The 20,540-nt window shown below is 62.5% G+C and carries 38 protein-coding genes, 1 tRNA gene and 1 pseudogene; 2 read left to right on the forward strand and 38 right to left on the reverse strand.

Going from position 1 to position 20,540, the window contains the following annotated elements:
* Positions 1 to 8: 8 nt before the first annotated feature.
* From LVJ59_RS17545 to LVJ59_RS17720, 37 genes and pseudogenes are all read right to left on the reverse strand, one after another.
* Positions 9 to 407 (reverse strand): hypothetical protein, encoded by a 399-nt coding sequence (locus LVJ59_RS17545; RefSeq protein ID WP_232764007.1) that lies wholly within the window; start codon positions 405 to 407, stop codon positions 9 to 11.
* 684 nt (positions 408 to 1,091) lie between these two features.
* The gene (locus LVJ59_RS17550; protein WP_232764009.1) at positions 1,092 to 1,283 is read right to left on the reverse strand and encodes a hypothetical protein; all 192 of its coding nucleotides are present in this window, start codon (positions 1,281 to 1,283) and stop codon (positions 1,092 to 1,094) included.
* A 192-nt stretch (positions 1,284 to 1,475) separates the two neighbouring features.
* Complete coding sequence (locus LVJ59_RS17555) at positions 1,476 to 1,643, reverse strand: hypothetical protein (protein ID WP_232764010.1); 168 nt, start codon at positions 1,641 to 1,643, stop codon at positions 1,476 to 1,478.
* Between the two features lie 11 nt (positions 1,644 to 1,654).
* The gene (locus tag LVJ59_RS17560; RefSeq protein WP_232764012.1) at positions 1,655 to 1,861 is read right to left on the reverse strand and encodes a hypothetical protein; all 207 of its coding nucleotides are present in this window, start codon (positions 1,859 to 1,861) and stop codon (positions 1,655 to 1,657) included.
* 90 nt (positions 1,862 to 1,951) lie between these two features.
* Positions 1,952 to 2,023 (reverse strand) — tRNA-Asn (locus LVJ59_RS17565).
* A 214-nt stretch (positions 2,024 to 2,237) separates the two neighbouring features.
* Positions 2,238 to 2,837, reverse strand: coding sequence for a GIY-YIG nuclease family protein (locus tag LVJ59_RS17570; RefSeq protein WP_232764013.1), 600 nt, complete (start codon positions 2,835 to 2,837; stop codon positions 2,238 to 2,240).
* On the reverse strand, positions 2,834 to 3,502 hold the full coding sequence (locus tag LVJ59_RS17575; protein ID WP_232764014.1) for a hypothetical protein: 669 nt from the start codon (positions 3,500 to 3,502) through the stop codon (positions 2,834 to 2,836). The genes LVJ59_RS17570 and LVJ59_RS17575 overlap by 4 nt, the downstream gene beginning before the upstream one ends.
* 562 nt (positions 3,503 to 4,064) lie before the next feature.
* The gene (locus LVJ59_RS17580; protein WP_232764015.1) at positions 4,065 to 4,295 is read right to left on the reverse strand and encodes a hypothetical protein; all 231 of its coding nucleotides are present in this window, start codon (positions 4,293 to 4,295) and stop codon (positions 4,065 to 4,067) included.
* Positions 4,292 to 4,570, reverse strand: coding sequence for a hypothetical protein (locus tag LVJ59_RS17585; RefSeq protein ID WP_232764016.1), 279 nt, complete (start codon positions 4,568 to 4,570; stop codon positions 4,292 to 4,294). The genes LVJ59_RS17580 and LVJ59_RS17585 overlap by 4 nt, the downstream gene beginning before the upstream one ends.
* Positions 4,554 to 5,228, reverse strand: a complete 675-nt coding sequence (locus LVJ59_RS17590) for a hypothetical protein (RefSeq protein WP_232764017.1) — start codon at positions 5,226 to 5,228, stop codon at positions 4,554 to 4,556. Before LVJ59_RS17590 ends, LVJ59_RS17585 begins: the two co-directional genes overlap by 17 nt.
* Positions 5,229 to 5,505: 277 nt before the next feature.
* Positions 5,506 to 5,934: a hypothetical protein gene (locus LVJ59_RS17595; protein WP_232764018.1), complete on the reverse strand. Its 429-nt coding sequence runs from the start codon at positions 5,932 to 5,934 to the stop codon at positions 5,506 to 5,508.
* Entirely contained in the window at positions 5,931 to 6,269 is a 339-nt protein-coding gene (locus tag LVJ59_RS17600; protein WP_232764066.1) for a hypothetical protein, read from the reverse strand. Before LVJ59_RS17600 ends, LVJ59_RS17595 begins: the two co-directional genes overlap by 4 nt.
* 476 nt (positions 6,270 to 6,745) lie before the next feature.
* Entirely contained in the window at positions 6,746 to 7,258 is a 513-nt protein-coding gene (locus tag LVJ59_RS17605) for a hypothetical protein (RefSeq protein WP_232764067.1), read from the reverse strand.
* Between the two features lie 40 nt (positions 7,259 to 7,298).
* Positions 7,299 to 7,733 (reverse strand): annotated as a pseudogene (locus LVJ59_RS17610) (DNA cytosine methyltransferase); the annotation flags it as partial.
* The gene (locus LVJ59_RS17615; protein WP_232764019.1) at positions 7,730 to 8,254 is read right to left on the reverse strand and encodes a hypothetical protein; all 525 of its coding nucleotides are present in this window, start codon (positions 8,252 to 8,254) and stop codon (positions 7,730 to 7,732) included. The pseudogene LVJ59_RS17610 and the gene LVJ59_RS17615, both read right to left, overlap by 4 nt.
* On the reverse strand, positions 8,251 to 8,415 hold the full coding sequence (locus LVJ59_RS17620; RefSeq protein WP_153244632.1) for a hypothetical protein: 165 nt from the start codon (positions 8,413 to 8,415) through the stop codon (positions 8,251 to 8,253). The genes LVJ59_RS17615 and LVJ59_RS17620 overlap by 4 nt, the downstream gene beginning before the upstream one ends.
* On the reverse strand, positions 8,412 to 8,735 hold the full coding sequence (locus LVJ59_RS17625; protein WP_232764020.1) for a hypothetical protein: 324 nt from the start codon (positions 8,733 to 8,735) through the stop codon (positions 8,412 to 8,414). Before LVJ59_RS17625 ends, LVJ59_RS17620 begins: the two co-directional genes overlap by 4 nt.
* Entirely contained in the window at positions 8,732 to 9,481 is a 750-nt protein-coding gene (locus LVJ59_RS17630; protein WP_232764022.1) for a hypothetical protein, read from the reverse strand. Before LVJ59_RS17630 ends, LVJ59_RS17625 begins: the two co-directional genes overlap by 4 nt.
* 22 nt (positions 9,482 to 9,503) lie before the next feature.
* Entirely contained in the window at positions 9,504 to 9,896 is a 393-nt protein-coding gene (locus LVJ59_RS18150) for an HNH endonuclease (RefSeq protein WP_308191521.1), read from the reverse strand.
* Positions 9,797 to 10,396, reverse strand: coding sequence for a helix-turn-helix transcriptional regulator (locus LVJ59_RS17640; protein WP_232764024.1), 600 nt, complete (start codon positions 10,394 to 10,396; stop codon positions 9,797 to 9,799). Before LVJ59_RS17640 ends, LVJ59_RS18150 begins: the two co-directional genes overlap by 100 nt.
* Positions 10,393 to 10,989, reverse strand: a complete 597-nt coding sequence (locus LVJ59_RS18190; RefSeq protein ID WP_374199095.1) for an HNH endonuclease — start codon at positions 10,987 to 10,989, stop codon at positions 10,393 to 10,395. Before LVJ59_RS18190 ends, LVJ59_RS17640 begins: the two co-directional genes overlap by 4 nt.
* Positions 10,916 to 11,836, reverse strand: coding sequence for a PD-(D/E)XK nuclease-like domain-containing protein (locus tag LVJ59_RS17645; protein WP_232764025.1), 921 nt, complete (start codon positions 11,834 to 11,836; stop codon positions 10,916 to 10,918). The genes LVJ59_RS18190 and LVJ59_RS17645 overlap by 74 nt, the downstream gene beginning before the upstream one ends.
* Positions 11,833 to 12,273, reverse strand: coding sequence for a hypothetical protein (locus LVJ59_RS17650; RefSeq protein ID WP_232764027.1), 441 nt, complete (start codon positions 12,271 to 12,273; stop codon positions 11,833 to 11,835). Before LVJ59_RS17650 ends, LVJ59_RS17645 begins: the two co-directional genes overlap by 4 nt.
* 184 nt (positions 12,274 to 12,457) lie before the next feature.
* The gene (locus LVJ59_RS17655) at positions 12,458 to 12,628 is read right to left on the reverse strand and encodes a hypothetical protein (RefSeq protein ID WP_232764028.1); all 171 of its coding nucleotides are present in this window, start codon (positions 12,626 to 12,628) and stop codon (positions 12,458 to 12,460) included.
* Positions 12,625 to 12,801: a hypothetical protein gene (locus tag LVJ59_RS17660; protein WP_232764030.1), complete on the reverse strand. Its 177-nt coding sequence runs from the start codon at positions 12,799 to 12,801 to the stop codon at positions 12,625 to 12,627. Before LVJ59_RS17660 ends, LVJ59_RS17655 begins: the two co-directional genes overlap by 4 nt.
* Complete coding sequence (locus tag LVJ59_RS17665; RefSeq protein ID WP_232764031.1) at positions 12,795 to 12,959, reverse strand: hypothetical protein; 165 nt, start codon at positions 12,957 to 12,959, stop codon at positions 12,795 to 12,797. The genes LVJ59_RS17660 and LVJ59_RS17665 overlap by 7 nt, the downstream gene beginning before the upstream one ends.
* A gap of 2 nt (positions 12,960 to 12,961) precedes the next feature.
* Complete coding sequence (locus LVJ59_RS17670) at positions 12,962 to 13,393, reverse strand: hypothetical protein (protein ID WP_232764033.1); 432 nt, start codon at positions 13,391 to 13,393, stop codon at positions 12,962 to 12,964.
* Positions 13,394 to 13,524: 131 nt separating this feature from the next.
* A complete protein-coding gene (locus tag LVJ59_RS17675; RefSeq protein WP_232764035.1) occupies positions 13,525 to 13,701 on the reverse strand; it encodes a hypothetical protein in 177 nt (58 codons plus the stop codon).
* Between the two features lie 368 nt (positions 13,702 to 14,069).
* Positions 14,070 to 14,426 carry a DUF4326 domain-containing protein gene (locus LVJ59_RS17680; RefSeq protein WP_232764037.1) on the reverse strand — a complete coding sequence of 119 codons (357 nt, stop codon included), beginning with the start codon at positions 14,424 to 14,426 and terminating at the stop codon, positions 14,070 to 14,072.
* A gap of 144 nt (positions 14,427 to 14,570) precedes the next feature.
* Positions 14,571 to 14,930 carry a hypothetical protein gene (locus tag LVJ59_RS17685; protein ID WP_232764039.1) on the reverse strand — a complete coding sequence of 120 codons (360 nt, stop codon included), beginning with the start codon at positions 14,928 to 14,930 and terminating at the stop codon, positions 14,571 to 14,573.
* 349 nt (positions 14,931 to 15,279) lie between these two features.
* A complete protein-coding gene (locus tag LVJ59_RS17690; RefSeq protein ID WP_232764041.1) occupies positions 15,280 to 15,468 on the reverse strand; it encodes a hypothetical protein in 189 nt (62 codons plus the stop codon).
* 397 nt (positions 15,469 to 15,865) lie between these two features.
* A complete protein-coding gene (locus LVJ59_RS17695) occupies positions 15,866 to 16,120 on the reverse strand; it encodes a hypothetical protein (protein ID WP_232764046.1) in 255 nt (84 codons plus the stop codon).
* A gap of 190 nt (positions 16,121 to 16,310) precedes the next feature.
* Positions 16,311 to 16,481 carry a hypothetical protein gene (locus LVJ59_RS17700; protein WP_232764048.1) on the reverse strand — a complete coding sequence of 57 codons (171 nt, stop codon included), beginning with the start codon at positions 16,479 to 16,481 and terminating at the stop codon, positions 16,311 to 16,313.
* Positions 16,478 to 16,699, reverse strand: coding sequence for a helix-turn-helix domain-containing protein (locus LVJ59_RS17705; protein ID WP_232764049.1), 222 nt, complete (start codon positions 16,697 to 16,699; stop codon positions 16,478 to 16,480). The genes LVJ59_RS17700 and LVJ59_RS17705 overlap by 4 nt, the downstream gene beginning before the upstream one ends.
* Positions 16,696 to 16,986: a hypothetical protein gene (locus LVJ59_RS17710; RefSeq protein ID WP_232764052.1), complete on the reverse strand. Its 291-nt coding sequence runs from the start codon at positions 16,984 to 16,986 to the stop codon at positions 16,696 to 16,698. Before LVJ59_RS17710 ends, LVJ59_RS17705 begins: the two co-directional genes overlap by 4 nt.
* Complete coding sequence (locus LVJ59_RS17715) at positions 16,983 to 17,783, reverse strand: antA/AntB antirepressor family protein (RefSeq protein ID WP_232764053.1); 801 nt, start codon at positions 17,781 to 17,783, stop codon at positions 16,983 to 16,985. Before LVJ59_RS17715 ends, LVJ59_RS17710 begins: the two co-directional genes overlap by 4 nt.
* Entirely contained in the window at positions 17,780 to 18,019 is a 240-nt protein-coding gene (locus LVJ59_RS17720; RefSeq protein ID WP_232764055.1) for a helix-turn-helix transcriptional regulator, read from the reverse strand. The genes LVJ59_RS17715 and LVJ59_RS17720 overlap by 4 nt, the downstream gene beginning before the upstream one ends.
* A gap of 77 nt (positions 18,020 to 18,096) precedes the next feature.
* Between LVJ59_RS17720 and LVJ59_RS17725 the strand changes: the two genes are divergently transcribed.
* Positions 18,097 to 18,588, forward strand: coding sequence for a helix-turn-helix domain-containing protein (locus LVJ59_RS17725; RefSeq protein ID WP_232764056.1), 492 nt, complete (start codon positions 18,097 to 18,099; stop codon positions 18,586 to 18,588).
* A gap of 7 nt (positions 18,589 to 18,595) precedes the next feature.
* Positions 18,596 to 19,048, forward strand: coding sequence for an ImmA/IrrE family metallo-endopeptidase (locus tag LVJ59_RS17730; RefSeq protein WP_232764058.1), 453 nt, complete (start codon positions 18,596 to 18,598; stop codon positions 19,046 to 19,048).
* A 46-nt stretch (positions 19,049 to 19,094) separates the two neighbouring features.
* Here the strand turns inward: LVJ59_RS17730 and LVJ59_RS17735 are convergent, their stop codons facing one another.
* The gene (locus tag LVJ59_RS17735; protein ID WP_232764061.1) at positions 19,095 to 20,369 is read right to left on the reverse strand and encodes a tyrosine-type recombinase/integrase; all 1,275 of its coding nucleotides are present in this window, start codon (positions 20,367 to 20,369) and stop codon (positions 19,095 to 19,097) included.
* Positions 20,370 to 20,540 lie beyond the last annotated feature (171 nt).

Consider the following 20,540-nt stretch of genomic DNA (forward strand, 5'->3'; position numbering starts at 1 on the left):
CCCACGAGTTAGCCTTCGATCCGCTTGGTGCGACCAGGACGCGCGGTGGCGCCTCCCCGAGCAGAGCGACGGGCTGAGATTTCGTCAAGAGGGTCCACCGCCTTCTCGACCTTGCTGGACATATCCGCCTTGCCAACGCCGAGCTGCATCATCAGCGACTTCAGGACGGCCGACTGCTGACGGGCCTCGGCGAGAACGCCATCCAACGTGACCGTCACTGTCTGCTCATCGCCGTTGCCGACGCGGAAGTGCATGAGCTCGATCCACTCCGCCTTGCCGGTGATGATCGCGTCGATGTGGTCCAGACGATCCACGATGCGGCACGCCTCAACGACCAGAGCCGCCACGGCGGGGTCAGATTCCGACTGGTCGGCGAAGTGTTCACGGAGACGATCAGAGAGGCCCATTTCGTCCCCCAGATCTCTGTGTGTGAAAGTCTCGCAATGCCGCGGGTGCGAGCGTGGCGCCGGGGTGGGGGGGTGGGCGCCCTGGGGGGGCCTGTGGACCTCTGTGGGTGCCTTCCCTTGTTCCCGGCGCTGAGTATGGTGTTCGTGCGTGTATGAGGCGCCTGTGGCGCGTGGTGACTGTGTTTGACGTCACCATCCTGCGCTTGGCTTCACCTTGGTCTTCGTCGCTGGCTTGGGGTCTGACCCGTCTCCGATGCTTTGGTTACATCTTCGACAGATGGTGCGGCCATTGCTGGGGGCGTTTAGTTGCCAGACGGTCCAGCCGAGCGTCGTTGCTTGCGCGGCGGGGATGATGTGGTCAGGCTCTGCACTGTTGGGCTGGCGACTCACGCCGTAGTCGAGTTCGACACCGCATCCTGGGATTGGGCAGTGGGTGACTCCGGCCTTGCGGTCTCGGGTGAGCACTGCCTTGCGGAATCGGAGGTGCGGGGTGAGTCCGGTGCGGGATGAGACCATGACTCCCCCCGGGACTTCAGATCCGGAATGACGTCTGCCTCAGGGCTCCGATTAGGGCAAGCCTCGCATCATCTAACGAGTCGACTTCATCGGTAACAGACGCGATCTGGTGGGGCACTTCACCGTCGAGACCGATGTAGATGTGAAACGTGAGCTCAGCCATCTGAATCAGTCTTCTTCCCAGTTGTCTCGGCCTGGCCGCATCACGTGACGTACGGGTCGGCGGGCTTCCTTGGCCTCTTGGATGTCGCGTTCTTCGCAGAGCCAGGCGGCACGCATGGAGGTGTAGGTGTCACCGCAGATCTCGCAGTCGAAGGCCATTGAACGTACTGCGTCATGGACTTCACGGATGTCACTCACGATGTCTCCCTTTGGAATCCGATGCGTGCTTCCATGCCGTCGTATTCGTGGCGTGCGGCGTTCTCGACCTGGGCGCCGGACCCGATGTGGATGTCACCTTCGGGTTCGGGCCGGTCGGGGCAGTGGTGTTCTGCTCTCCATCGGAGGACTTGACGTGTGGTGCCGCGGACCCAGGCGTTGCACGAGCAGCCTTCACGCATCCTGCAGCACTCCTTTGATCCAGGTCCGGTCTTTGCCCGCCCAGTCGGTGGGGGTTTCGGGGAGGATGCGGGTGAAGAGCCAGCCAATCCAGGGCCATCCGAGGATGTGCCAGAGGATGATGAGGGTTGCGCCGGCGATGAACGCAATGAGGATTCTCATGGCCTCATTCGCTATTCGTGTACCAGGTGCGAGAGATCCAATATCGTCGCGCCTTTGGCGATGAGCTCGGCGCGGTGTTGGCGTCCGTGGGATGCGCAGAAGGCCGCGGTCACCCCTGATGGGTAGCGGGCGTAGACGTAGGCGCGGACGAACGCGGGGGCGTCCTTGTTGTTGTCGCAGGCCAGGCATGTGTCGTCTGTGACTTCGATGACATCCACGATCACTCTCCCTTGGTATTGGGGGTGGAGTCGAAGGAAAGAGAAAACCTGCGGCGTAGTCCGTGGACCAGTGGGGGCAGGTGTCTTGTGCTCCGGGGGCAGGATTCGAACCTGCGGCCGATCGATTAACAGTCGATTGCTCTGCCGCTGAGCTACCCCGGAATGCTCCCGTATGCGTCTCCGGGAAACGAGCACATGTGCAGTTGGTGGCCCCTTGAACGCGGGCCTGTCGCCGCTTTGCCTAGCGGCTTCTCACCGATGCTTGCCAGGAGTGATCACTGAGCTGACCGGGAGCACAAGAAAGCCCCAGACGAGAGGCGTCTAGGGCTGATTTCGGGCGGAGTTATCCCGAGCACCCTCAGATTAACACAATCCGCTACTTCTGTCGTTGGTCAACACGCGCATGTCGCATCGGTCTAAAGACAGCACCGGGCTGACCGAACTGAGCGATGACGGCTTCGATATGACGGTCTAGTTGCCCTCCCGACCTAAACCACTCCCGCCCTCGAGCCCTGAGCTCCACGAATCGACTATGGATGTCGTGCTCGGTGTCTTTCGTGCCGGGGTGCAGTGCGAGCAACCTGGAGTTGGGCGGATAGGCGCTCAACCGCTGCTGCAGGTCTCGCGTGTATCCGATCTTCACCAGGTTGTCGATGCTCAGGTAGTAGATCCAGCCAGCCTGCGAGCCGTTGATGGCGGCCCGCAGCTGGTCTTGAGCGCTCTTCCGTGCTCGAGCCTCATCATTGTCAATGAGGACGCGCTTGATGCGCGACTCAGGGATGGTTGTTGGCGTCCGTGCGTCGGCGATCAGGATCACGTGGTCGGGACAGATCGGATACCCGTCAACGGTCGTGTAGACCCACGTATCGTTGACGGTGATGGTTGCATCCATCGCGTGTGATCCGATGGCGCAACGAAGATCGGGTGCGTCACCCGCGACAACGATCTTCACCCGATCTTCGTAGCTCTTGCTCACTCCCCCACAATCCCATCTACTTCTGACATCGCGTCGTAGTGGGCTTTCTTCTTGGCCTCCACGTCGATGCCGAAGACGACAGCCAGGCGTTCGAACTGCACCGGGAGCCAGATCTCACCGCAGGCGAGACACCTGGCGTCCAATGTCTCACCTGTAGCTCGGCTGCGGTTGAATCGGAGGGCGGAGTCGCGGACCTCCTCGCCGGCGCTGATCGAGTACACGTAGCGCTCATCACAGTTGGGGCAGTTGGCGTCTATCTCTGCCAGGCGGGGTGGGTTGAAGAAGTCCTCGATCTGACCCACCCATTTCGCCACGAGATCCTTCGCATACCAGTCTCTTCCCGCGGCGGTCACGATGGTTTCAGCTTCTGCCCAGGCCGCCCATTCGGAGAGGAGCGCTTCCGGCTGACCCTTACCCGGAACGCGTTCGAACGCCTGAACCCAGACCTCAGAGATCTGTCTATCGATGACCATGTACTGGTCGAGGGCGGCTTCCGAGATCGGAAGACGGGCTTTCATGGAACTTCCGCCCGTTGATTCCATCCCGCCGAAGACTGCGTCTCTGAGCTGGGAAATAAGTGAGGGCACCGTGTGAAACACGATGCCCTCGTCTGTCGTGACCGCGACCTTGTGATCTCTGGTCAGCGTCTCCACATCAACGCTCATCCCTCTGTTCCTTCCTGTGTTTCGTTGTCCCAGAACGCCCCGGTGAGCGTCCTGTGGAGTCCGCCATGTCCCGCACCTCGATCGCACAGTGGCCTTCCGACGACGCCCCTGGGTGCCCGTACTTGGCAGTGCATCATCACGGTCTTCCCGTACTTGCGGACGGGTGTGGGGGCGAACGTGTCAGCGGGCAGTTTTTCCTGAGGCTCCCAAAACCAGCTCATTCCTCTGTTCCTTCCTGCTGTACGGCGGGCACGAATGTGTCACCGTCTTCTCGTTTTCGCCCTTCACGCCACCCGTACACCCCGCACGTGGGGCATCGGGTGTTGCGCCATCCGTTCCGAATGCGGCGCTGGGCGGCCTCCGCAGCGTCCCCGTAACCAGCAGGGAGGGGCCAGTCGTGCAGGCTGTGTGGGCACTCCGAGCGGGCCGCGGGACGGTAGTCTCCCCCGCAGATGTAGACGGTGTTCGCTCGACTAGGCATCGTCGCCACGTTCCGGCTGTACGGGGAGCCAGGGGCCACCGTGCGTCCACGCGTACTGGTTTGCTTGCTCTTCTCGGTCGCTCATCGGTTTACTTCCTCTCCCTGCTCAGCCGGCTTCATCTCTCGGAACATGTACGCGAGCAGATCCGTCGTCCGTGCCCCCGCGAACTCCGTGATGGTGGCGATGTTGTCTGCAAGGAACGATGTGACGCGCTCACGCTCCTCAAGCGCCCCCTGCTCGTATCCCTGCACGTATGCGCTGCGGGCCGGTGAGCCGTTCGCCCGTGCCCATGCTTCGGTTGCTGCGGTCATCGGTTCTGTTCCTCTCGGTTCTCGGGTGGGGTGGCGGCGGGAATGATTCCTTCGCCGAACCACTCCCACTCATCTGCGTCGGCGCACTCCTTCACGGAGTACTGCGAGCCGACCATCGCGTGGTGTCCGGTGTCTGCGTGAACCAGATCCCACGAGAACGCACCCTCGCGGCGCTGCCAGAACCCCGCATAGGTCCGCTCCACGCGGTATTCGCCTGGCTCGATATGCCCACCCTCGATGAGGCGTGAGATGACGCGCTCAGTCGGCGTTGCCACGGTTCTCTCCCTGCTCGGTGACGGAGGATGCAGCACGCAGCACCCTTCGGGCGTCCTCGCGCCAGATGTCAGCACGGCTCGGGTCTTCGACGACCATCTCCGCCCAGGTGTACTCGCCACCGGGACCATCCGGCTCGAACATCGCCCGCGCTGCGACTTCCACCCGTGCGTCGGACGGTTCGGCCTGTGGCTCCGCACTCTCGAACTGCAAGCCATGCTCCTCGAGCCCGCACGAAGGGTGTCGCTGATCTGTCCCCTGCCAGATCGCCGTACCGCGAGCAGTTGAGGAGCACCATGCGCAAGACGCTAGGTCGTGGTGCTGGTCGATTTTGCTCAGGATCGTGCGCCACGCATCACGCAGGCCCATCGCGTAGGGCGATGTCGGTGGCCGGTTCGCCCAACGCTCGGCATGTGATCGGACGTCGGAAAGGATCGCCTCGGTGCTCGGCTCTGGTACTACGGTGCGACGGAAGCCAGCAGCGAGAATGCGGTCTGCAACTTCGAAGGCGTCTTTCGGGAAGCCTTCGCGGCTCCGGTCGTGGACCAGGTCGAGCGGGATCAGGTTCGCTAGCGCTTCCCGCTCGTCGCCGGTAGGGGTGAGAGCCTTCTCGGCAGCTTCGAGAGCGGCCGAGAGAATACGGCGCGCGTCGGGGTGCATGTGATGAGTGTCGATTCGCAGCGCCTCGGTGATCGCCTGCTCGGACTCGAAGTGGTGCAGCTCCCGCGCGTGCATCTCACGGGTGGTGGCCTCGAGGGCATCTGCCAACTCACGCAGTAGCTGATCGGACAGACCCATGTCACTTCCGGCGCGGCCTCGCGCTTCCGCGATCAGCTTCTTGTTGTCGGTCATCACTGGTCCTCCTGGTCTTCTTCGTGGATGCCGAACCGGGTGACCTCAGCAAGTTCGGACGGGGTGAGGCCAGGGGTGGGGTTGGTCATGTGAGTCTTTCCTTCGTGAGTTGATCGACCTGTTCAGGTCGGTGGGTGATGTCGGTGACGATCAGCTCGAAGTGAGCTGTCTCGCCGTCGCGTTTCTCGATGCGGGGTGCGATCTTCACGCACCATTCGGGGCTGTCATCCGGGACAACATGGGCGGACACTCCCCTGTCTGATGCGAGACCATCGGCTGCGACCTTGAGCAGTGGGAACACGTTGTCGGCGTCCCTCTTGCGGTTGTCGGTGACGACCCACACAAGTTCCACCTGCATGCGGCCCATCGTGGGGATGGCGGCGTTCCGGGCGAGGGTGACGACCAAGGCGCGAACCTCTGCCGTCGACTTCGCTTTCGGTGCCCAGTGGCCCCTATAGTTCGCCGACAGCCCCTTGGGTGGGCGTTCGTATGGGAGCTCGAGGATCCAGTTCATGGCGCCACCGCCTCCCGCACACGCGACCACAGCACCCCGAGTCCGGCATATGCCTGTTGTGGGACGACACCATTCCCGCACGCCTTGATCGCCGGGTTCCGGGCGATGATGTCCGTCACCCATCCGGCGGGGTAGCCCATCATCCATTCCGGGAACACGGACGCGAGGCGGTGGTTCTCGTTCTTCCCATCGGGCAGTGTCGGGGCGGGTGCAGGGCGCGTGATGGCTTCCCAGCGCCGCACGACAGGTTCGTACTCGCCCCACTGCGCCTCTCCGACGACGTTCCCTTGACGGTCGCCTTCGTCGTCAAGTTCCGCTCCGAGCGCGTACATCATTTCCGTCCCAGATGCGCCGCGTGAAGCTCGAGGTGTGGGCAGCAGCTGGACGGCGATCGCGAGGGGCATGCCCATTCCATTGCCGTTCTTGGCCGTCGCCTTCACTCGTTCACGCCGCGCAAGCCAAGTCTCCGCTCCCTCACCGTCATTCGGGTTCATTGCAGCCGGAGTAGGGAGGAGCGTCAAAGGTGCGTCAGCACGTCCGCCACCACCGTTCGCAAATCCGGTCCCCCGCTCCCATGATGGCCAGCCCCGTTCGAATCGCTCACCCTGGGCGTAGGCAAGAACGAAGACGCGGAACCGCCCGTGGGGGGCGCCGATGTCGGACGCGAGTAGACCATGCCATTCCGCATCGAACCCGAGGGCGGAAAGGTCTCCGAGTACACGGCCAAGTGCTCGAACATTGGGAGTATGGCTGGCCCCTCCATCGGGGTCCACACATCTCGGGCAGGGCTCCATTGCGCGAAGGGATACATTTACTCGCCCTCCACATTCCGGGCAGGGCCCTTGGCGTTCAGTGCGTGAATCTTCATCTTCAATTCCGCCGCCACTCGAAGCGTTTCCTCCGACCACTCGGGACGCGAGCCGCCCCAGTGCTTCGGGAGAGATGCCCTGAGCGCTTCGAGTTCCAACAGCGTGTCCGCCTGTCGACTCTTGATCCGCAGATCCGACCTGATGTCCGACAGGAACGACACCAGCGTCGGGCCTTGAAGAGTCCAAGCCCATGCCTCCGCCCATGTCGCCGTCTTCGCGCGAACGGAGGTCAGGCTCCCGCCCCACTGCTCCTGCATCTCGGTCAACACTTCCAGCGCCGGGGTGGTCATCCCCAACATCACGCGACTCGCGTAGTAGATCCTCCCGTTCGACTTCTTGAGCCGCGAGTTGATCCCGAAGTAACCCTCCCCGTCCATCAGACCAGCCACATACGCTGCACTCAGAGACATACTCATTTCCTCCTTCTGCGCAGCCTGATAGCAGACCGCGAACATTCTCGATGATGACCACTTTCGGTTTCAGGGCATCAATTGCCCGGAGGAAGTCAGCCCAGAGGCCGGAGCGAGTGCCGGGTCGCATGCCGGAGCGTCGACCGGCGAGGCTGAGGTCTTGGCAGGGGAACCCGCCACAGATGATGTCGACAGGCTCTACGGTCGACCAGTCGACCGCTGTCACGTCACCGAAGTTCGGCACACCGGGCCAACGAGCAGCGAGCACCTTCGACGGTTCCGCTTCCCACTCGCAATGCCAGACCGTCTCACCACCGAAGAACGACTCCACGGCGAGATCCAGGCCGCCGACGCCGGAGAACAGCGACCCAATCTTGAGCGATTCCCGTTCGTGGTCTTCGTGTCCGAACAACGTGGCCAGACCGCAGACTTCGCAGTGCTTTCGAGTCTCGGGGTGTCGGTGCCCGCACTGGTCGCAGTCGATGATCGGGATCCCGGTCTGTGTGGTTGGCCCGTTCATGAAGAAGCCCCCGTGGTTGCGGGGGCTGGGTTGGGGGTGAGTTTCAGGTCGTGTCTGACACCTTTGATCTGGTTGCGCGTCTTCCCCATGTGTTCGGCGATCTGCGAGTCCGTGAGCCCTTCCCCGTGGAGGCGATGGATTTCGACCTGCAGTGTGGTGCGGGGGATGCCGTCACCTTTCCGGATGGTGGACCGTGCCCGTTCGCGGCGTCCACGTCGGGCGGCGTTGTGTCGTACACGGGCCGCTTCACGGGTTCGGGCGGACTTGGCCTCCTTCTCGGCTTTCTGGGCCGCGAGAGACGCTTCCAGGGCTTCCCTGGCCTGTGCTTCTTCGGCGGCGACGATCTCGGCGGGTGTCATGCCCGCTTTGATCTGCCGGTTGAACGCGTAGTCACCCTTGTACCGGGTGAAGACCGTCCGGCAGGAGACTTCTGCTGGGCAGTGACCGGTCGTGCACCCGCCCTCGAAGCCCTTGACGGTGCCGTGCGGGTAGGTGGTGTCGGTGATGATGTCAGCATTCATGCTGTTCTCCTGATTGCGGCGTCGAAGCGTGCGGCCTCGAGCGTGCGTTGGATGGACTGGTGGGCGTCGGTGTTGAAAAGTTCCCGTTGGAGCCGGCGCCGGTACTTGGTGTCGGCCGCGAACCGTTCCTCGCACGCCTGGATGTACGCGTCGAGGCTCATCGGTCTCTCCGCTCCGTGCAGTACAGGCAGGTGCCGTCTGGGAGCCATCGGTGCGCACCGTCTGGACATGCCGGAGGTGCTTCCTCGCTCATCGTCTGAGGCAAAGCCGCCCGTCTCTTTGCCCGCACCCTCGCCGTGATGTGTGCGGGCTGCAGGTAGTCGGTCGATTCGGCGAAGTGCCCATTGACCGCTTCCACCGCCTCTTCGTATGGAATCCCGGTGAGCAGCGGCGACCAGGCTTCGATCGTCAACTGGTCGACCTGGCGGTTGTCGAGCACTTGGATGCGCGCGAGCAGCATCGTCAACTCTTCGGTGTTCATGAAGTGATCTCCTTCGGATCAAGCGAGGTGACCTGACGGCCCAAGACCTGACGGCCCGCAGCCGCGGTCTGTTGTGCGCGCTCGGTGGGGGTCAGCCGGTTCGGCTTCCTGCTGTCGGCGTCGCGTCTCAGCCAGTTCCGCCAAGTGGCGATCCAGTCGAGCTTCGTTGCCTTCGTTCCCGACTCGGCGCGCCAGTAGTCGACGAACCTGCGTGTGGATGCGTCGGCGTCCACAGTGGGGACTTCGACGGCAGCCCATTCACGCATCTCATGGGTGAGCATGAATGGCTCTGGGATGCGGGTTCCGCGCTTAGCGGACCCCCTCTTCTTCGTAGAAGAAGAGGTATCTGTCTCTTCCTCTGTCTCTGCTTTTGTTTCGCTAACCGACTCGTAAACCGAACGGGTTTTTCGTGGGCGACCGCCCTTTTTCCCGTTTTCTGCGTTGACCTGGGATCTTTCTGCGACCTTCGCTCTCGATTCCTGTAGATCCAGGAATCCGTGCAGCTCGTACTCTCCCGAGTCGACGCGCACGAGGGATGGTGTCGCTTCATCGTTGGTTAGCAACTCGGATAGCGTCTCGGAACCGAATCGGTTTGCGTACCGAGCGGGGATCTTCCCGTCCGTGAGGTACTTCCGCGCGTAGAGAATCATCGACACGTGGGCACGAAACGCAGCGTCCGAGAGGCGTTCGATCTTCGGGTGATCCGCGTAGTCAAGATCCAGCTTCGCGAACAACTTGCCCGCCATAGCGTCTCCTCCCGTTCATAGTTCAGTCCTTCAGGTAGATGAGTCCCCAGTGGTGCAGGAACAGTTCTTCGGCGGGGTCGCAACGCCCAGATGGGAGCGACCACCCTTGAGGTGGGTTGGGTCCGTGTGCGCGCCCGTGGCATCCGGTGTGGTTGCCCCATCCGCACAGTGCGACGAGATTAGAGGCGGTGTGCTTACCGCCACGGGACCGGTACTTCCGGTGATGCAGTTCGAGGGGTGCGATCTTCCCGCACCCCTCGCATCTGCCCTGTGCCCGCTCGTGCACTGCTGCACGGATCTTCGGTGGTATCGCGCTCACGTCCGGAACCTGATGAGCTCGGCCAGGTGGTCGGACTCCGTGAGGCGCAACGGACGCTCCCCCTTCTCGACCTGAGAGACGGTCGCCTGCGTCCACGGGAAGCCGCGTTCGGACATCTGCGCAGCAAGTTCCTTCTGCGACAGGACAGCACGACCCCTCGCCGCGGCGACATCGGCACCGTTCTGTTCGTCAGTGCGAGGTTCACGGGCCTTCGCCGGCTTGGAACCGTCCAGGATGCCAAGGTTCTTCAGCGCCTTGGATCTTGCGATCGTCTCGGCGGACTCGATCGGAGACCCCGCGATGATGGGGTTGTCGTCCTTGGTGGATCCTTGCGACCATCCGGTCGAGTCGGGACGTGCCACGACACCGAATCCAGGGCGAACCATGTATGCGGCGGCGGTCATCACGTACGTCACATGCCCGTCCGGATGCTCGATGACACGATCTAGGGTCGCTTCGACGTAGCCGTCTGGGTACTGTTCCCGGAACTCCGCGAACCTCTCCCATGCGGTCACGAACTCTTCATCCATGACCTGTGAGTGAGGTTTCGGGAGACGAGACTTCCGGGTGTCCTCCGGGATGTCGATGTCGGTCATTCTGGAACCTCGATTCGTCTGCGAGCGATGCGTGGCTTGCCACCGCGCTCCGCCCGTCGAGCTCGCGCTCGGATGGCCTCACAGATACGGCATTTGCGTCCGTAGCCGTTGCTATGGGGAAGGGTGTTCTCTGCGTTGAATTCGTGGCCTCGGATGCAGTGCGTCTTGCGTCCGTTCTCGGAGTGGGGGCTGTTGCTTCTCCGCCCGTTCTCCAGTGCACTCACGGGTTCGAGGTGATGCGGGTTCACGCACCGTCGATGTGGGCAGTCACGCGCCAGCGTGCACGTCGAGAAGTCATGGCATCTGTGGTCAATCTGGATGCTGCTGTCGAGCGGGCCGTTCAGGAGCATCCACACGACACGATGTGCACCCGCCACGTTGGCGCGACCGCCATCCGGGTAGGCGCGCCCATACCCGAAGCTGTCGACCCACCCTTGCCACGGCCAGCACTCTTCTGGGCTGAGATCGTGGAACAGCAGAGATCGCTTCATCGTCGGCCAACGACGATTGCCGATCGCCTCAGCTATACGCTCTCGGCTGTACGAGTTCGAGTCCGTCGTCATTGAATCTCTCCTGGTACTCGTAGATGGCATACATGGGGACGTCGAGGATGCCGATATCTCCCCCGCTTCGGTTCGGATAACCAGGCCATGAGCCGGACTCGACGCACCGCGCGTACAGCTCGCGTGCCGCTCGCGCCTTCTGAGCACCGATGCGCTGACCGTCCTCGCTGAGCACGTGAACGTTGGCGAGGTACGGCGCCGACGTCTCGACGACGACGAACAGCCAGGGCGGACGCTCCCCAGTGATCAGCTCGTACATGTGCGAGTACCAACCGAACTGGATCTCATATCCGAGGCTGAACGCCTGGCGCGCGAACCCGGATTCGGATGCGTCCCCCGCCGTCGTCTTGAGGTCGGCGATTCGCTTGCTGAGGTAGTCCAGGCGTCCTCGCATCGGAATACCTGTGATGGGGTCGGTCACGAACATGGAGACTTCCGCATCCCCGCCCTCAAAGAGCGCGCGAGCGGTCGGGTTCGACAGCACCGATTCGGCCATGATGTCCACCACCCGGGCTGTGACCCGCTTCACGGGGATCAGTCCACGGTCGCGCGCGTCCGCTTCGAACGCCCTCGCCGCCTTGGTGGAGATGGCCCCGTTCGATGCGAGCACGTTGTCCAGTTCAGTCCCGTCGTACTCGAACCGTTCCGGGCCGTTCCCGTCCGGGTAGATGGCGATGTCAGCACCGACTCCGAGCACCTTCGTGTGAACACTGGACCCTAGGTCGAAACCTGCCTTGGGTTCTTCCGGGTGCTCCACGTAGTTCTTGTAGTGGGCGGGGGATTTGAGAATCTTCTTCGCCCCGGTCGAGCTCAGGCCCGGTTGGCGGTGATAGACCTGCTCGTCGAGTCCGTAGACCAAGCCGTTGTAGTCCGTCACGATGCGTCCTCCGGCCAGATCTTCCGACCGGAAATGAACAGCTCATCGTCGATCCTGAACTTCATCTCGCTCAGGATCAGCTCGAAAATGAGCACGCCTTCCTGGTCGGTGCTCACCTTTGCGGCCCATTCCTCGGCGTGCTGGTTCGTGGTGAGCGCCCAGACTTCTCCGGGCTTCGCTTCATGCCATGGCTTCCGCTCCGGGTGAGCGTCGAAGTAGGCGAGGCCGGCTTCATCCGGAGTGGAACGCGCGTCTCGCCACGAGCGCTCCCACGTGGTGGTCCCCATCGTCGGCTCGTGCAGGATCGCCACGAACCCCACCCCGCGGTCCATCACGACGTAGTCGGGGTTCTCGGGCCACCGCCACCGTCCGAGTTCTTCGTCACGCTCATGCTTGAAGAACTCACGGAGAGCCTGTGCATCGTTCGGGCTTGTCATGTGCCCATCGACCATCAGCCAGGATCCCCGGTCGGTTACCGGGGGCTGCCGTGATACTGAAACCCCGTTGCTTGCCATGTATTCGTTCATGTCTGGTCCTTCCAGTACGTGTGGGGGCATTCCATCCACACGGTCGGGTTATGGGTGATGACCACTTCGTCGCGGTCAAGGCAGAGAGGGCAGGTCATGAGTCGCCACCCTTCGAGACGCGGTGATCGAACGTCCAGACCGCGCCGCGAACGCCGAGGATCGGTGGGACGTGTCGACGCCACACGAACCGCAACCAGCGCCACCCGCGGTCATACGTCCACACGGGATGCCATGCGAACCACCGGAACCACTCGTTGCGGGTCATGAGCAGATCTCGAGACTGGCGATCGAGAGGTTCTGGTAGATCGCTTCTCGGAGCGCTTCTGCGTATGCGAACCGCCACATGTGGGCCGGGTAGATGTCGACGACGTAGGTGCCGCGCATGACTTTCCAGCACCCTGATTCGGTGTGCTCCACACGGATTCGTTCGTTCACCATTCCCCCTGTCTGATTCGTTCAGCGGTGAGGGCTTGTTCAGCTCTCGTGAGTGATGCGGTGTACAGGGTGATGGACACCTGGTTTCCGGCCCGGTATGCCCGGTCGAGGGCGTCCTGTTCCACCTGCACCGCGGCTTCGAGCTCCGCGATCGTTCGCATCGTCACCACTCCTCGACTGTGACGATGAGGATCACAAACGCATCTGTCTCGATGACTCCTGTGACGGCCCATCCGGTCGCCTCGCCATACCCGGATACCCAGACAGCGGTTCCTCGCGACATGGCGTACTCGCCCCCCTTGTACCCGTAGAAGGTGCTCCCGATGGAAGCGGTGAGGGTGGATGCGAGAGTGGCGGCGGTTGCGGATTCGCCTGGTTTGATTGCGAGCTGGTCGTAGTAGCCGCGATAGGAGATCACGTCGGCTGATACCGGGAACGCTCGCCCTTCGACGCGAGCGACGACCGGCTTATCAGCCTGCGCCTCACGGAGCAGCGCCGCCAGCTCGCCAATGCCGATCTGTCCGCGTTCGTCCGCGTCTCGTTGAACTTCCGCGGTTACGGCGGACTGGATGATTTTGATGAAGCTGTCGGTCATGCTTGTTCTCCTATCCGAAGCACGGCGGGCATCCGCAGTGCGGGACGATGATGGGCCGACGAATGCACGCCGGCGAAGGGTTGTGTGGTGGTTGACCCGGTGTCGGGTCAGCGCACTTCGGGCAGTCGGTGTCACCCATTGACGATCACCAGGCCGTAGACGAACCAGCCACCTGCAAGGGCACCGATGGTCCCGGAGGTGATGGTGATGAACGTGGCCCATGCGCGGGTGTCGTGTAGGGGGACGATGCGGACCGGTCTGGTATCTGCACGCTCCACCGGGAGCGGAGGGATGCTGTTCGCAGTCATGACCCATCCGGACCAGTCAGACGAGATGCGGAGCGCCACCGAATGATGAGTTCTTCATCGTCGTGCGTAACGGTGAAGGTGTCGTCACGTTCCGTGCCTGGGGCGATCGATCCACGGGCTACGCGAATGGCCTTCTCAAGTTCCGTGACATTCGTCGGCCATTCGAGTGCGACCTCCTGATACACCTCGGTGCGTGTTCTCCGGTTATAAGCAGCCATCACTTCTCCTTCGTCTTCCGCCCGCTGCCGTGACAGCTGAGGCACTCCTGTGTGTCTTCCCGGTCGTCGCCGGGGTGGATGATGTGACCGCCCCAACCGAGGCAGTCGGAACAACGGGTGCCAGCCGGGATAGCCGGGTTTGGTCTGCGGTCAGACATCACGGTTCGCGATCTCAAGCAGCACGTCCGCGTGGCACGGCTGATCGAGTGGGCACCAGCACGCGAGGTTCTTCCCCGCCAGATCGCCACGGATCATGTCCGCAGACCAGGGCGCGCGGTCATGCTCGATCAACCTCTGCAGGCGGTCGACCGCGTCGGCTCGAGCTTCCGAACCGGTTCGACTAATGAACTCGGCGAGCAACGTCGAGTAGTGCATTACCTGCCATGTCGTCTTCCCAGCCCGCACGATTCTGTACGGGTTCCCCCAGCACGTCGGCCGCGCGACGACGACCGTGTTCTCAGGTTTCCGCCAGCCTTTCTTTCGGGACAGCTGGATACGTTCGGGCATGACGAATCTCCTTCGAGTACGAGTGAGGCCCGGACGTTCCCATGTCGTCCGGGCCTCAACAGTCCGGCACCCCACATGCCGGGTTTTGGTGGTGGCATCCCCCCAGGACTGCCACCGTTCCCACGCCCCCAGGAGTGGGAAGAATCAGCCGAGATCCCAACCGAACTCGGAACGCAGAGCAGCGATTCCGGTCAGGTGGTCGAATTCGTCGCGGTCGATCTCACGCCACCCGAGCACCTCACGGTGGTAGGTCGACAGGTTGGACATCAGGTCGCAGTGCCGATGATGCTGCTCACGACGTAGAGACTCGGCGCCACACGTGCAGGTCAGTGCCCTCAGCCCGAGCTCCACGTACACGAACACTGGACGGTCATCGAGGCGAACGATTGCGCCCTCTGGCTCGCCGTGTCGTGAGTGAGTGATGTGCTTGATCACTCCACGCTCGCCGGTTACGTGGGTGATGACGCCCACGAAAACGGACAGGGCTTGTGCTGTATCGCTCATGTCTTGCTCCGTTCTGTGGGAATAGAGGTGGGGATGACGGGAGCCGCAGGAGACCCCTCTCCTGGTGCACGCTCAGAACCGTCATCCCCGAGTGCCCGTGTGCCGATCTGTGAGCGCACACACGGGCTAGTTGGCTACGAACGCTCATCCCCTGCGCCGTGGCGTTCCACCAGGGCGGCGAGCGTTCGTAGGTTCTGCGCGTTCTCAATCCCTGGAACCCGACTCAATTTGGTGTCGGCATCAGGTGCAGTGTTTGGTGGCGCATGCACCTCCCACTCGTGCGCAGCCGGGATTCGAACCCGGACAACCCCTTACGGCTCTGCGCAGCCACATGACCCTGTGGCGAGAGTTAGAAGTTGATGTCCGAGATGCGCGCCCGCTCAGCTACGGCCAGGCGATGCAACGCCAAACTGTCCGAGCCCTCGGCGAGCTTCTCGATCCGCTCAACAAGATCGATGTGTCCGCTGCGGTACTCGGACGCTTTCTGCTCTGCGGTTCGTTGGTCCTGCCAGACGTATCCGCGACCTGTTTCCTTCATCTCGTACTCCTTTCCGTGCGCGCCGGGGACTCGAACACCCGGTGTCTGCCTGTCGCGCTGTGCCTTTCACCGATGGACCGTCGCTTCTCAGCCGCCACTTACACGGGTACTCCGCACCCTTTCCTTCGACTCCACCCGGTTGCGTTCCTGAGGGGCCTGGGCTGCCTGCCCTACGGTCCATTCGTCCTCGTGCACCACAGGTTCACCGGTCCCCCACACGTCTTGTCGTGGGTTCTCCCTGATCCCGTAGCCCCCATCTGGGGGTGTCCGACCCCGTTGGCGTGGGGCCGGCATATCTTCACCGGTTGTGTGTATTGAGTTGTCAGTACGTGCGTTTTTGAGCGCACTAGTCCACGCCTCCCCACGACAGGGAGGTGCGGGGATCCTGTTTCGGGGATCAGCCGGACAAAGCCGCCAGGCGTTCGAGGTTGGCGAGCCGTTCGATAACCCGACGAGCGTGGTCGATCATTCGGCTGTCGGTGATCCGCTGCCAGTCGAGAGTGATGAAGTGCCCAGCCGCTTCGACACAGCCGGTGAAGGCGTATTCGATGCCGTGGAATGAGGAGCCACGCTCTCGAGCGACGCGGGTGTTCATAAGGATCACGCTGCTCGGGTTGGTCTGCGGGTACAGCTTGGAAGCGAACTGAGCCATCAGTGCACCTCCACGCTCTTGCATGCGTACATGCGGTGGTCACGACGGGCACCAGACCCAGTAACCACAACCGGATCCATCGCGTCACGTTCAGCCCAATACCGCTTCGACGCACGGAACTCGAGGACGATCCAGACCATCCACGCGAGGACGATCGACGGGATAGCGAACCAGAGAGGGAGGGTGTCGTTCATGACGCCACCGCCTCGCTCTTGATCGCGTGTTTCAGTGTCCACAGCGCCTGGTCAAGGTTCGCCTCACACCTCGCCACGTGAGCTGGACGGCCCAGCTCCTTCGACCGCTCGAGGCGCTCTTCGCGGTAGGCGACGTTGGCCTCGGCATCTCGGACCGATGCGATCATGACGCCACCGCCGAATCGCGCTCGGGCAGCTTCTCGACGTAGCGGTCAAGCTCTGACTTCTGGAACATGACCCGCTTTCCGTCGCCCACCGGGATCAACTCGCCCGTCTTGCGAAGGTCGTCGATCTCACGCAGCGACTTGGAGAGGTAGTAGGCCGCGAGCTCACGGGTGAACAGTGCGGGCGGAAACTCGATCCGTTGCACAACGCCGGCGCTCATGGCGTCACCGCCAACGCGGCGAGCTGTGCGTGCAACTCGTTGATCTGCTTCTGGATCTTCTCGGCGCGGGTCAGGAACACGACGGGCTCAGAACGGAGCACAGTGAACAGGTGACCGGATCGGCGTCCGGCGCTCGATGCACCGGAACGAGACAGATAGCCCGTCTGTCGGCCGAACGTCCACTCCCCCGGTTCGTAGCGAATCGTGTAGGGGGTGCCATCGTCGTCCCATCCCTCGATGACATTGATGGGCTCGGCGTTCACGGCCCGGTACAGGTAGGTGCTCATTGCTCGATCTCCTTGCTGCGAAGCACGAGATCTCCGTGCTCGATGATGTACTTCTGCGCACGTGACCACGCATACTCGACGCCCTTGGGCGTCAGCTTCCCTGTGTGGAAAGCGAACCCGTTGACGGTCGACGTTCCCTTTACGGTCGTGGACAGCCCGCGGCGTTCGCCGCTGAGGGTCGCGTCTCCGTTGTCCTCACGGTTGCCCGTTACGAACATGTCGAGCTTGCGAGCAAGGAACTCGAACACCTGGGGCGCGGTCACCTTGATCCCGTTGTAGAGCGCCCACTTCACGATCTCGCGGGCAAAGTCCTGCCGAGTCGTAAATTCCTTACCGAGATTGTGCACGTGCGCCTGTGCTGCAAGCGGCGTGAGTGCAGCAACCTCGTGCTTCGCTGCGACCAATTCCTCGGCGGTGCGGGTGAACTGCTGAGCGAGCGCGAGGATGCCCTCGGGGGTGGAGATGTCGGGGATCGCAGGATTCTGCTTCACTCGCTTCTCCACCTCAATGAAGTACTGGCGAGCCTGCTTGCCCTTGTCGGTGCGCTGGATCATCGCGAGTTCCTTCGCCATGTCCAGCGTGAGGACGTGATCGGCCTGGGCGTAATCTCGGCCTCGCTCCTCAGATCTCACGTACTCAGAAATGAGCGCGTAGTCCTCGCCCTCCGCGAAGCCGTAGGCCAGCATCCGAGGAAACCAGTCGCTGTACCGCGCGCCAACTTCGAGGAACGCGTGCAACTCGCGGCCAGAGACGGCCTGTCGCCCGTCGTGTTCGCGGATCGGAATGAGAGCGTTCATACCGCTGCCTCGCGCTCATTGATCGGAATGAGGACATCGATGATCGAGACCTCGAAGTGCTGAGCGATGAGACCCAGTTCGTCGATGGTGAATGGGGTAGCGAGCAAGAGTCGACGCTTGAGAGTGCTGAGCGAGATCCCCGTCATCTCTGACAAGGTCTCGACCGACTCGCGGCGATCTGCGAGAATGGAGCGGACGGCCCTGGCCGCCTTGCCGCTCGGAGTCGAGTAGTTCATGTGAACTAAGATAGTTCCTCTGAACTAGAAAGCAAGCGCATTTGCGCGTTTCGTGTCAGATCTGACACGATGAGTCCGTGAGCGACTACGAACCCACTGCCGTATCGAAGGAAATTGCCTCCCGTCTCCGCGGGCAGATCGCCAGATACGACGTCAGCCAGGCAGAGCTGGCAACCCTGTGTGGCGTGAGCCAGTCCCAGTTCTCGAAGATCATCCGCGCCGCCCGTCCGATGACGGTCGATCATCTTGCGACGATCTGTGATGCGCTCGCGATCGACATGGGTGAGCTGCTTTCGAGCGTTGAGTCTCTGGTTCTGAACCAAGGGATCCGAGCTTCTGCGATCAGCTATGTCGACGAAGAGGTGCGGCTGGACCAGCCGTACACATGGTCCGACGACAGCCTCGACGGGTGGGGCGCGCAGGCGCTCGCGAGACTCCGCAATGTCGGCGGTGTCGAGGAGGATGCCCCTGTGCTCTCCCGTGAGGAAGAGCAGGAGCTCAGGAAGAGCGAACATGACCTTGCGGCGTACCGCGGTCGCAACGAGGCGAACATCCCGCACGCAGAGTAGGAGCCCGATGTACGGCGAATTGATCCGCCACGCGGCCGCGCTCGGCGCGCAGGTGCACTTCGCTCACATCGACGACGACCCCGACCTACTCGGGTACTATCTGCCGAAGCGGAAGTTGATCGTCGTCCGCCTCGGGATGACGTTCGATCAGTCCCGGTGGGTTCTGGGACACGAGTGCGGGCACGCGTACTACAACCACACGTGCAGCGGCCCCCACGTTCGTGATGCCGCCGAGCGACAGGCGAACGCGTACGCAGCGAGATTGTTGATCGACCCCGCCGAGTACGCCCGCCTCGAGGCGATCAACTCTGACCAGCATTGGCTCGCCGAAGAGTTCTCGGTGTCGGTCGAGGGGATCTTCGCGTACGAGCAGCACTGTCTGACCAAGCTCCGGGGCGTCACGTACAGCAGGGCGCGGCACGGAGTCGGTCAATGGCGTCATCGAGCCTTCGCCGGTTAACACAGAAAGCCGCCCGACACCTGAGTGTCGGGCGGCTTCTTCTCTGCTACTGGTCGAAGGCGGCTTGGAAGTGGGTGCCGATCGCTTCGAGCGCCTTGCGCGCCTCAGCGGAGGATACGTGCTGGTAGCCGCGGGTAGTCCGCACGTTGACGTGTCCGACAATCTCCCCGATGACCTTCGCGTCGACCCCGAGCTCCATCAACACGGTGGCGGTGGTGTGGCGCGCGAAATGGGTCGTCGGGGTCGGCGGTGTTCCGTCCGGTCGATCCTTCGGCGGCAGCGCTTGGCCCGGGGTGATCACGCCGGCGTCGAGAAGGATCGAGCGCCATTCGATTTGATCCTGCTCGGCGGTGATCGGAGAGCCGTCGTGATTGCGCCAGATGAGACCGTGAGGGTTGGGGTGCTTGTTCGCCTCGAGATACTTCTTGAGTTCCTTCTCCAACGCCGGAATCAGAGGGAACGTCCTAGCCCTGCCCGACTTCGGCCGCACGAGACAGAGCCGGCCATCGAGCGGTTCATGCACGAGCCCCGCACCCACCATCAGGCGACGGCTCGGGCAAGACCCAGCGCGCTTCTTGCCACACTCCCCACCGCATCCATGTTTGAAGCGAACCTCTGAGAGTGACCACTGGACGGTGAACTCGTGCTGCACGAGGTCGATGCTGTCCAGGGTTGCTCCTAGCCGCTCTCCCTGCCTCATTCCGGTCAGGACAGCGAACCACCAGCGCACGCCGTCAGGGCGGCGCAGGGCGGCTTGCAGCACCCGTAGAGCGACATCTGTGTCCAGTGCGCCGCGGGCTCCTTCTCCTGTCCCTGGCGGGGTGACATCGGCAGCTACGTTCTTGGCGCACACGCCATCCAAGCGGGCAGCGTCGAGCATCGATGACATCACCGCGTGAACCTTCTGCGCCGACGAGATCGCTCGCCCTGCCTCCGTGACAGCGAGAGTCACGGCGCGGACATCTGACGGCCTCAATGCTGAGATCCGCTTCTTCCTCAGCGGTGGCACGATCCACTTGTTCACCGCCGACTCATACCCCGCGAGAGCTGCAGGCTTCATCTTCGGTTCACAGATCGTCCTGAGCCAGTGGTCCGCCCACTTCTCGACGGTCATCGTCTTATCGAGTGGGGCGCCGTGCTCATTCACCTCTGCACGGAGAGCGTCTAGCTTGGCGCGCGCCTCCTTCTTCGTACGCCCGGTGACGTACTTCTGCTTGCGGCGACCGTCCGGGTGGAAGCCCACATCGATCACGCCGCGCCAATGGCCCCGCGACTTGATCTCGTAGAGGCCACCTTCCCCGTTGCTGCGAACCTTCGGCATGTTCTCTCCTCGGACCGGTGCACACATGGATGCACACATACACCTGCAACACGTATGTTTGCAGGTGCCACCGACATGAACGCCAAAACCCCCGGAATCTCAAGGGATTCCGGGGGTTTGAGGGAGCCGCTTGTCAGAATCGAACTGACGACCTTTTCATTACGAGTGAAA

Origin of the sequence: Microbacterium sp. KKR3/1 (genome assembly GCF_021272365.1) — a bacterium.
In the GTDB taxonomy this organism is placed as follows: domain Bacteria; phylum Actinomycetota; class Actinomycetes; order Actinomycetales; family Microbacteriaceae; genus Microbacterium; species Microbacterium aurugineum.

Coding starts and splice junctions, on each gene's coding strand:
- LVJ59_RS17690 (WP_232764041.1), bottom strand. CDS start 15,468: ATGAAGGAAACAGGTCGCGGATACGTCTGGCAGGACCAACGAACCGCA.
- LVJ59_RS17685 (WP_232764039.1), bottom strand. CDS start 14,930: ATGAGCGATACAGCACAAGCCCTGTCCGTTTTCGTGGGCGTCATCACC.
- LVJ59_RS17595 (WP_232764018.1), bottom strand. CDS start 5,934: ATGAACTGGATCCTCGAGCTCCCATACGAACGCCCACCCAAGGGGCTG.
- LVJ59_RS17695 (WP_232764046.1), bottom strand. CDS start 16,120: ATGGCTCAGTTCGCTTCCAAGCTGTACCCGCAGACCAACCCGAGCAGC.
- LVJ59_RS17625 (WP_232764020.1), bottom strand. CDS start 8,735: ATGAACACCGAAGAGTTGACGATGCTGCTCGCGCGCATCCAAGTGCTC.
- LVJ59_RS17670 (WP_232764033.1), bottom strand. CDS start 13,393: ATGACCGACAGCTTCATCAAAATCATCCAGTCCGCCGTAACCGCGGAA.
- LVJ59_RS17715 (WP_232764053.1), bottom strand. CDS start 17,783: ATGAACGCTCTCATTCCGATCCGCGAACACGACGGGCGACAGGCCGTC.
- LVJ59_RS17700 (WP_232764048.1), bottom strand. CDS start 16,481: ATGATCGCATCGGTCCGAGATGCCGAGGCCAACGTCGCCTACCGCGAA.
- LVJ59_RS17710 (WP_232764052.1), bottom strand. CDS start 16,986: ATGAGCACCTACCTGTACCGGGCCGTGAACGCCGAGCCCATCAATGTC.
- LVJ59_RS17600 (WP_232764066.1), bottom strand. CDS start 6,269: ATGATGTACGCGCTCGGAGCGGAACTTGACGACGAAGGCGACCGTCAA.
- LVJ59_RS17680 (WP_232764037.1), bottom strand. CDS start 14,426: ATGCCCGAACGTATCCAGCTGTCCCGAAAGAAAGGCTGGCGGAAACCT.
- LVJ59_RS17665 (WP_232764031.1), bottom strand. CDS start 12,959: ATGCGAACGATCGCGGAGCTCGAAGCCGCGGTGCAGGTGGAACAGGAC.
- LVJ59_RS17640 (WP_232764024.1), bottom strand. CDS start 10,396: ATGACCGACATCGACATCCCGGAGGACACCCGGAAGTCTCGTCTCCCG.
- LVJ59_RS17735 (WP_232764061.1), bottom strand. CDS start 20,369: ATGCCGAAGGTTCGCAGCAACGGGGAAGGTGGCCTCTACGAGATCAAG.
- LVJ59_RS17720 (WP_232764055.1), bottom strand. CDS start 18,019: ATGAACTACTCGACTCCGAGCGGCAAGGCGGCCAGGGCCGTCCGCTCC.
- LVJ59_RS17660 (WP_232764030.1), bottom strand. CDS start 12,801: ATGGTGAACGAACGAATCCGTGTGGAGCACACCGAATCAGGGTGCTGG.
- LVJ59_RS17575 (WP_232764014.1), bottom strand. CDS start 3,502: ATGAGCGTTGATGTGGAGACGCTGACCAGAGATCACAAGGTCGCGGTC.
- LVJ59_RS17555 (WP_232764010.1), bottom strand. CDS start 1,643: ATGAGAATCCTCATTGCGTTCATCGCCGGCGCAACCCTCATCATCCTC.
- LVJ59_RS17675 (WP_232764035.1), bottom strand. CDS start 13,701: ATGACTGCGAACAGCATCCCTCCGCTCCCGGTGGAGCGTGCAGATACC.
- LVJ59_RS17545 (WP_232764007.1), bottom strand. CDS start 407: ATGGGCCTCTCTGATCGTCTCCGTGAACACTTCGCCGACCAGTCGGAA.
- LVJ59_RS17605 (WP_232764067.1), bottom strand. CDS start 7,258: ATGTTCGCGGTCTGCTATCAGGCTGCGCAGAAGGAGGAAATGAGTATG.
- LVJ59_RS17620 (WP_153244632.1), bottom strand. CDS start 8,415: ATGAGCCTCGACGCGTACATCCAGGCGTGCGAGGAACGGTTCGCGGCC.
- LVJ59_RS17615 (WP_232764019.1), bottom strand. CDS start 8,254: ATGAATGCTGACATCATCACCGACACCACCTACCCGCACGGCACCGTC.
- LVJ59_RS17655 (WP_232764028.1), bottom strand. CDS start 12,628: ATGACCCGCAACGAGTGGTTCCGGTGGTTCGCATGGCATCCCGTGTGG.
- LVJ59_RS17590 (WP_232764017.1), bottom strand. CDS start 5,228: ATGCACCCCGACGCGCGCCGTATTCTCTCGGCCGCTCTCGAAGCTGCC.
- LVJ59_RS17650 (WP_232764027.1), bottom strand. CDS start 12,273: ATGACAAGCCCGAACGATGCACAGGCTCTCCGTGAGTTCTTCAAGCAT.
- LVJ59_RS17580 (WP_232764015.1), bottom strand. CDS start 4,295: ATGACCGCAGCAACCGAAGCATGGGCACGGGCGAACGGCTCACCGGCC.
- LVJ59_RS17705 (WP_232764049.1), bottom strand. CDS start 16,699: ATGAGCGCCGGCGTTGTGCAACGGATCGAGTTTCCGCCCGCACTGTTC.
- LVJ59_RS17630 (WP_232764022.1), bottom strand. CDS start 9,481: ATGGCGGGCAAGTTGTTCGCGAAGCTGGATCTTGACTACGCGGATCAC.
- LVJ59_RS17730 (WP_232764058.1), top strand. CDS start 18,596: ATGTACGGCGAATTGATCCGCCACGCGGCCGCGCTCGGCGCGCAGGTG.
- LVJ59_RS18190 (WP_374199095.1), bottom strand. CDS start 10,989: ATGCCATCTACGAGTACCAGGAGAGATTCAATGACGACGGACTCGAAC.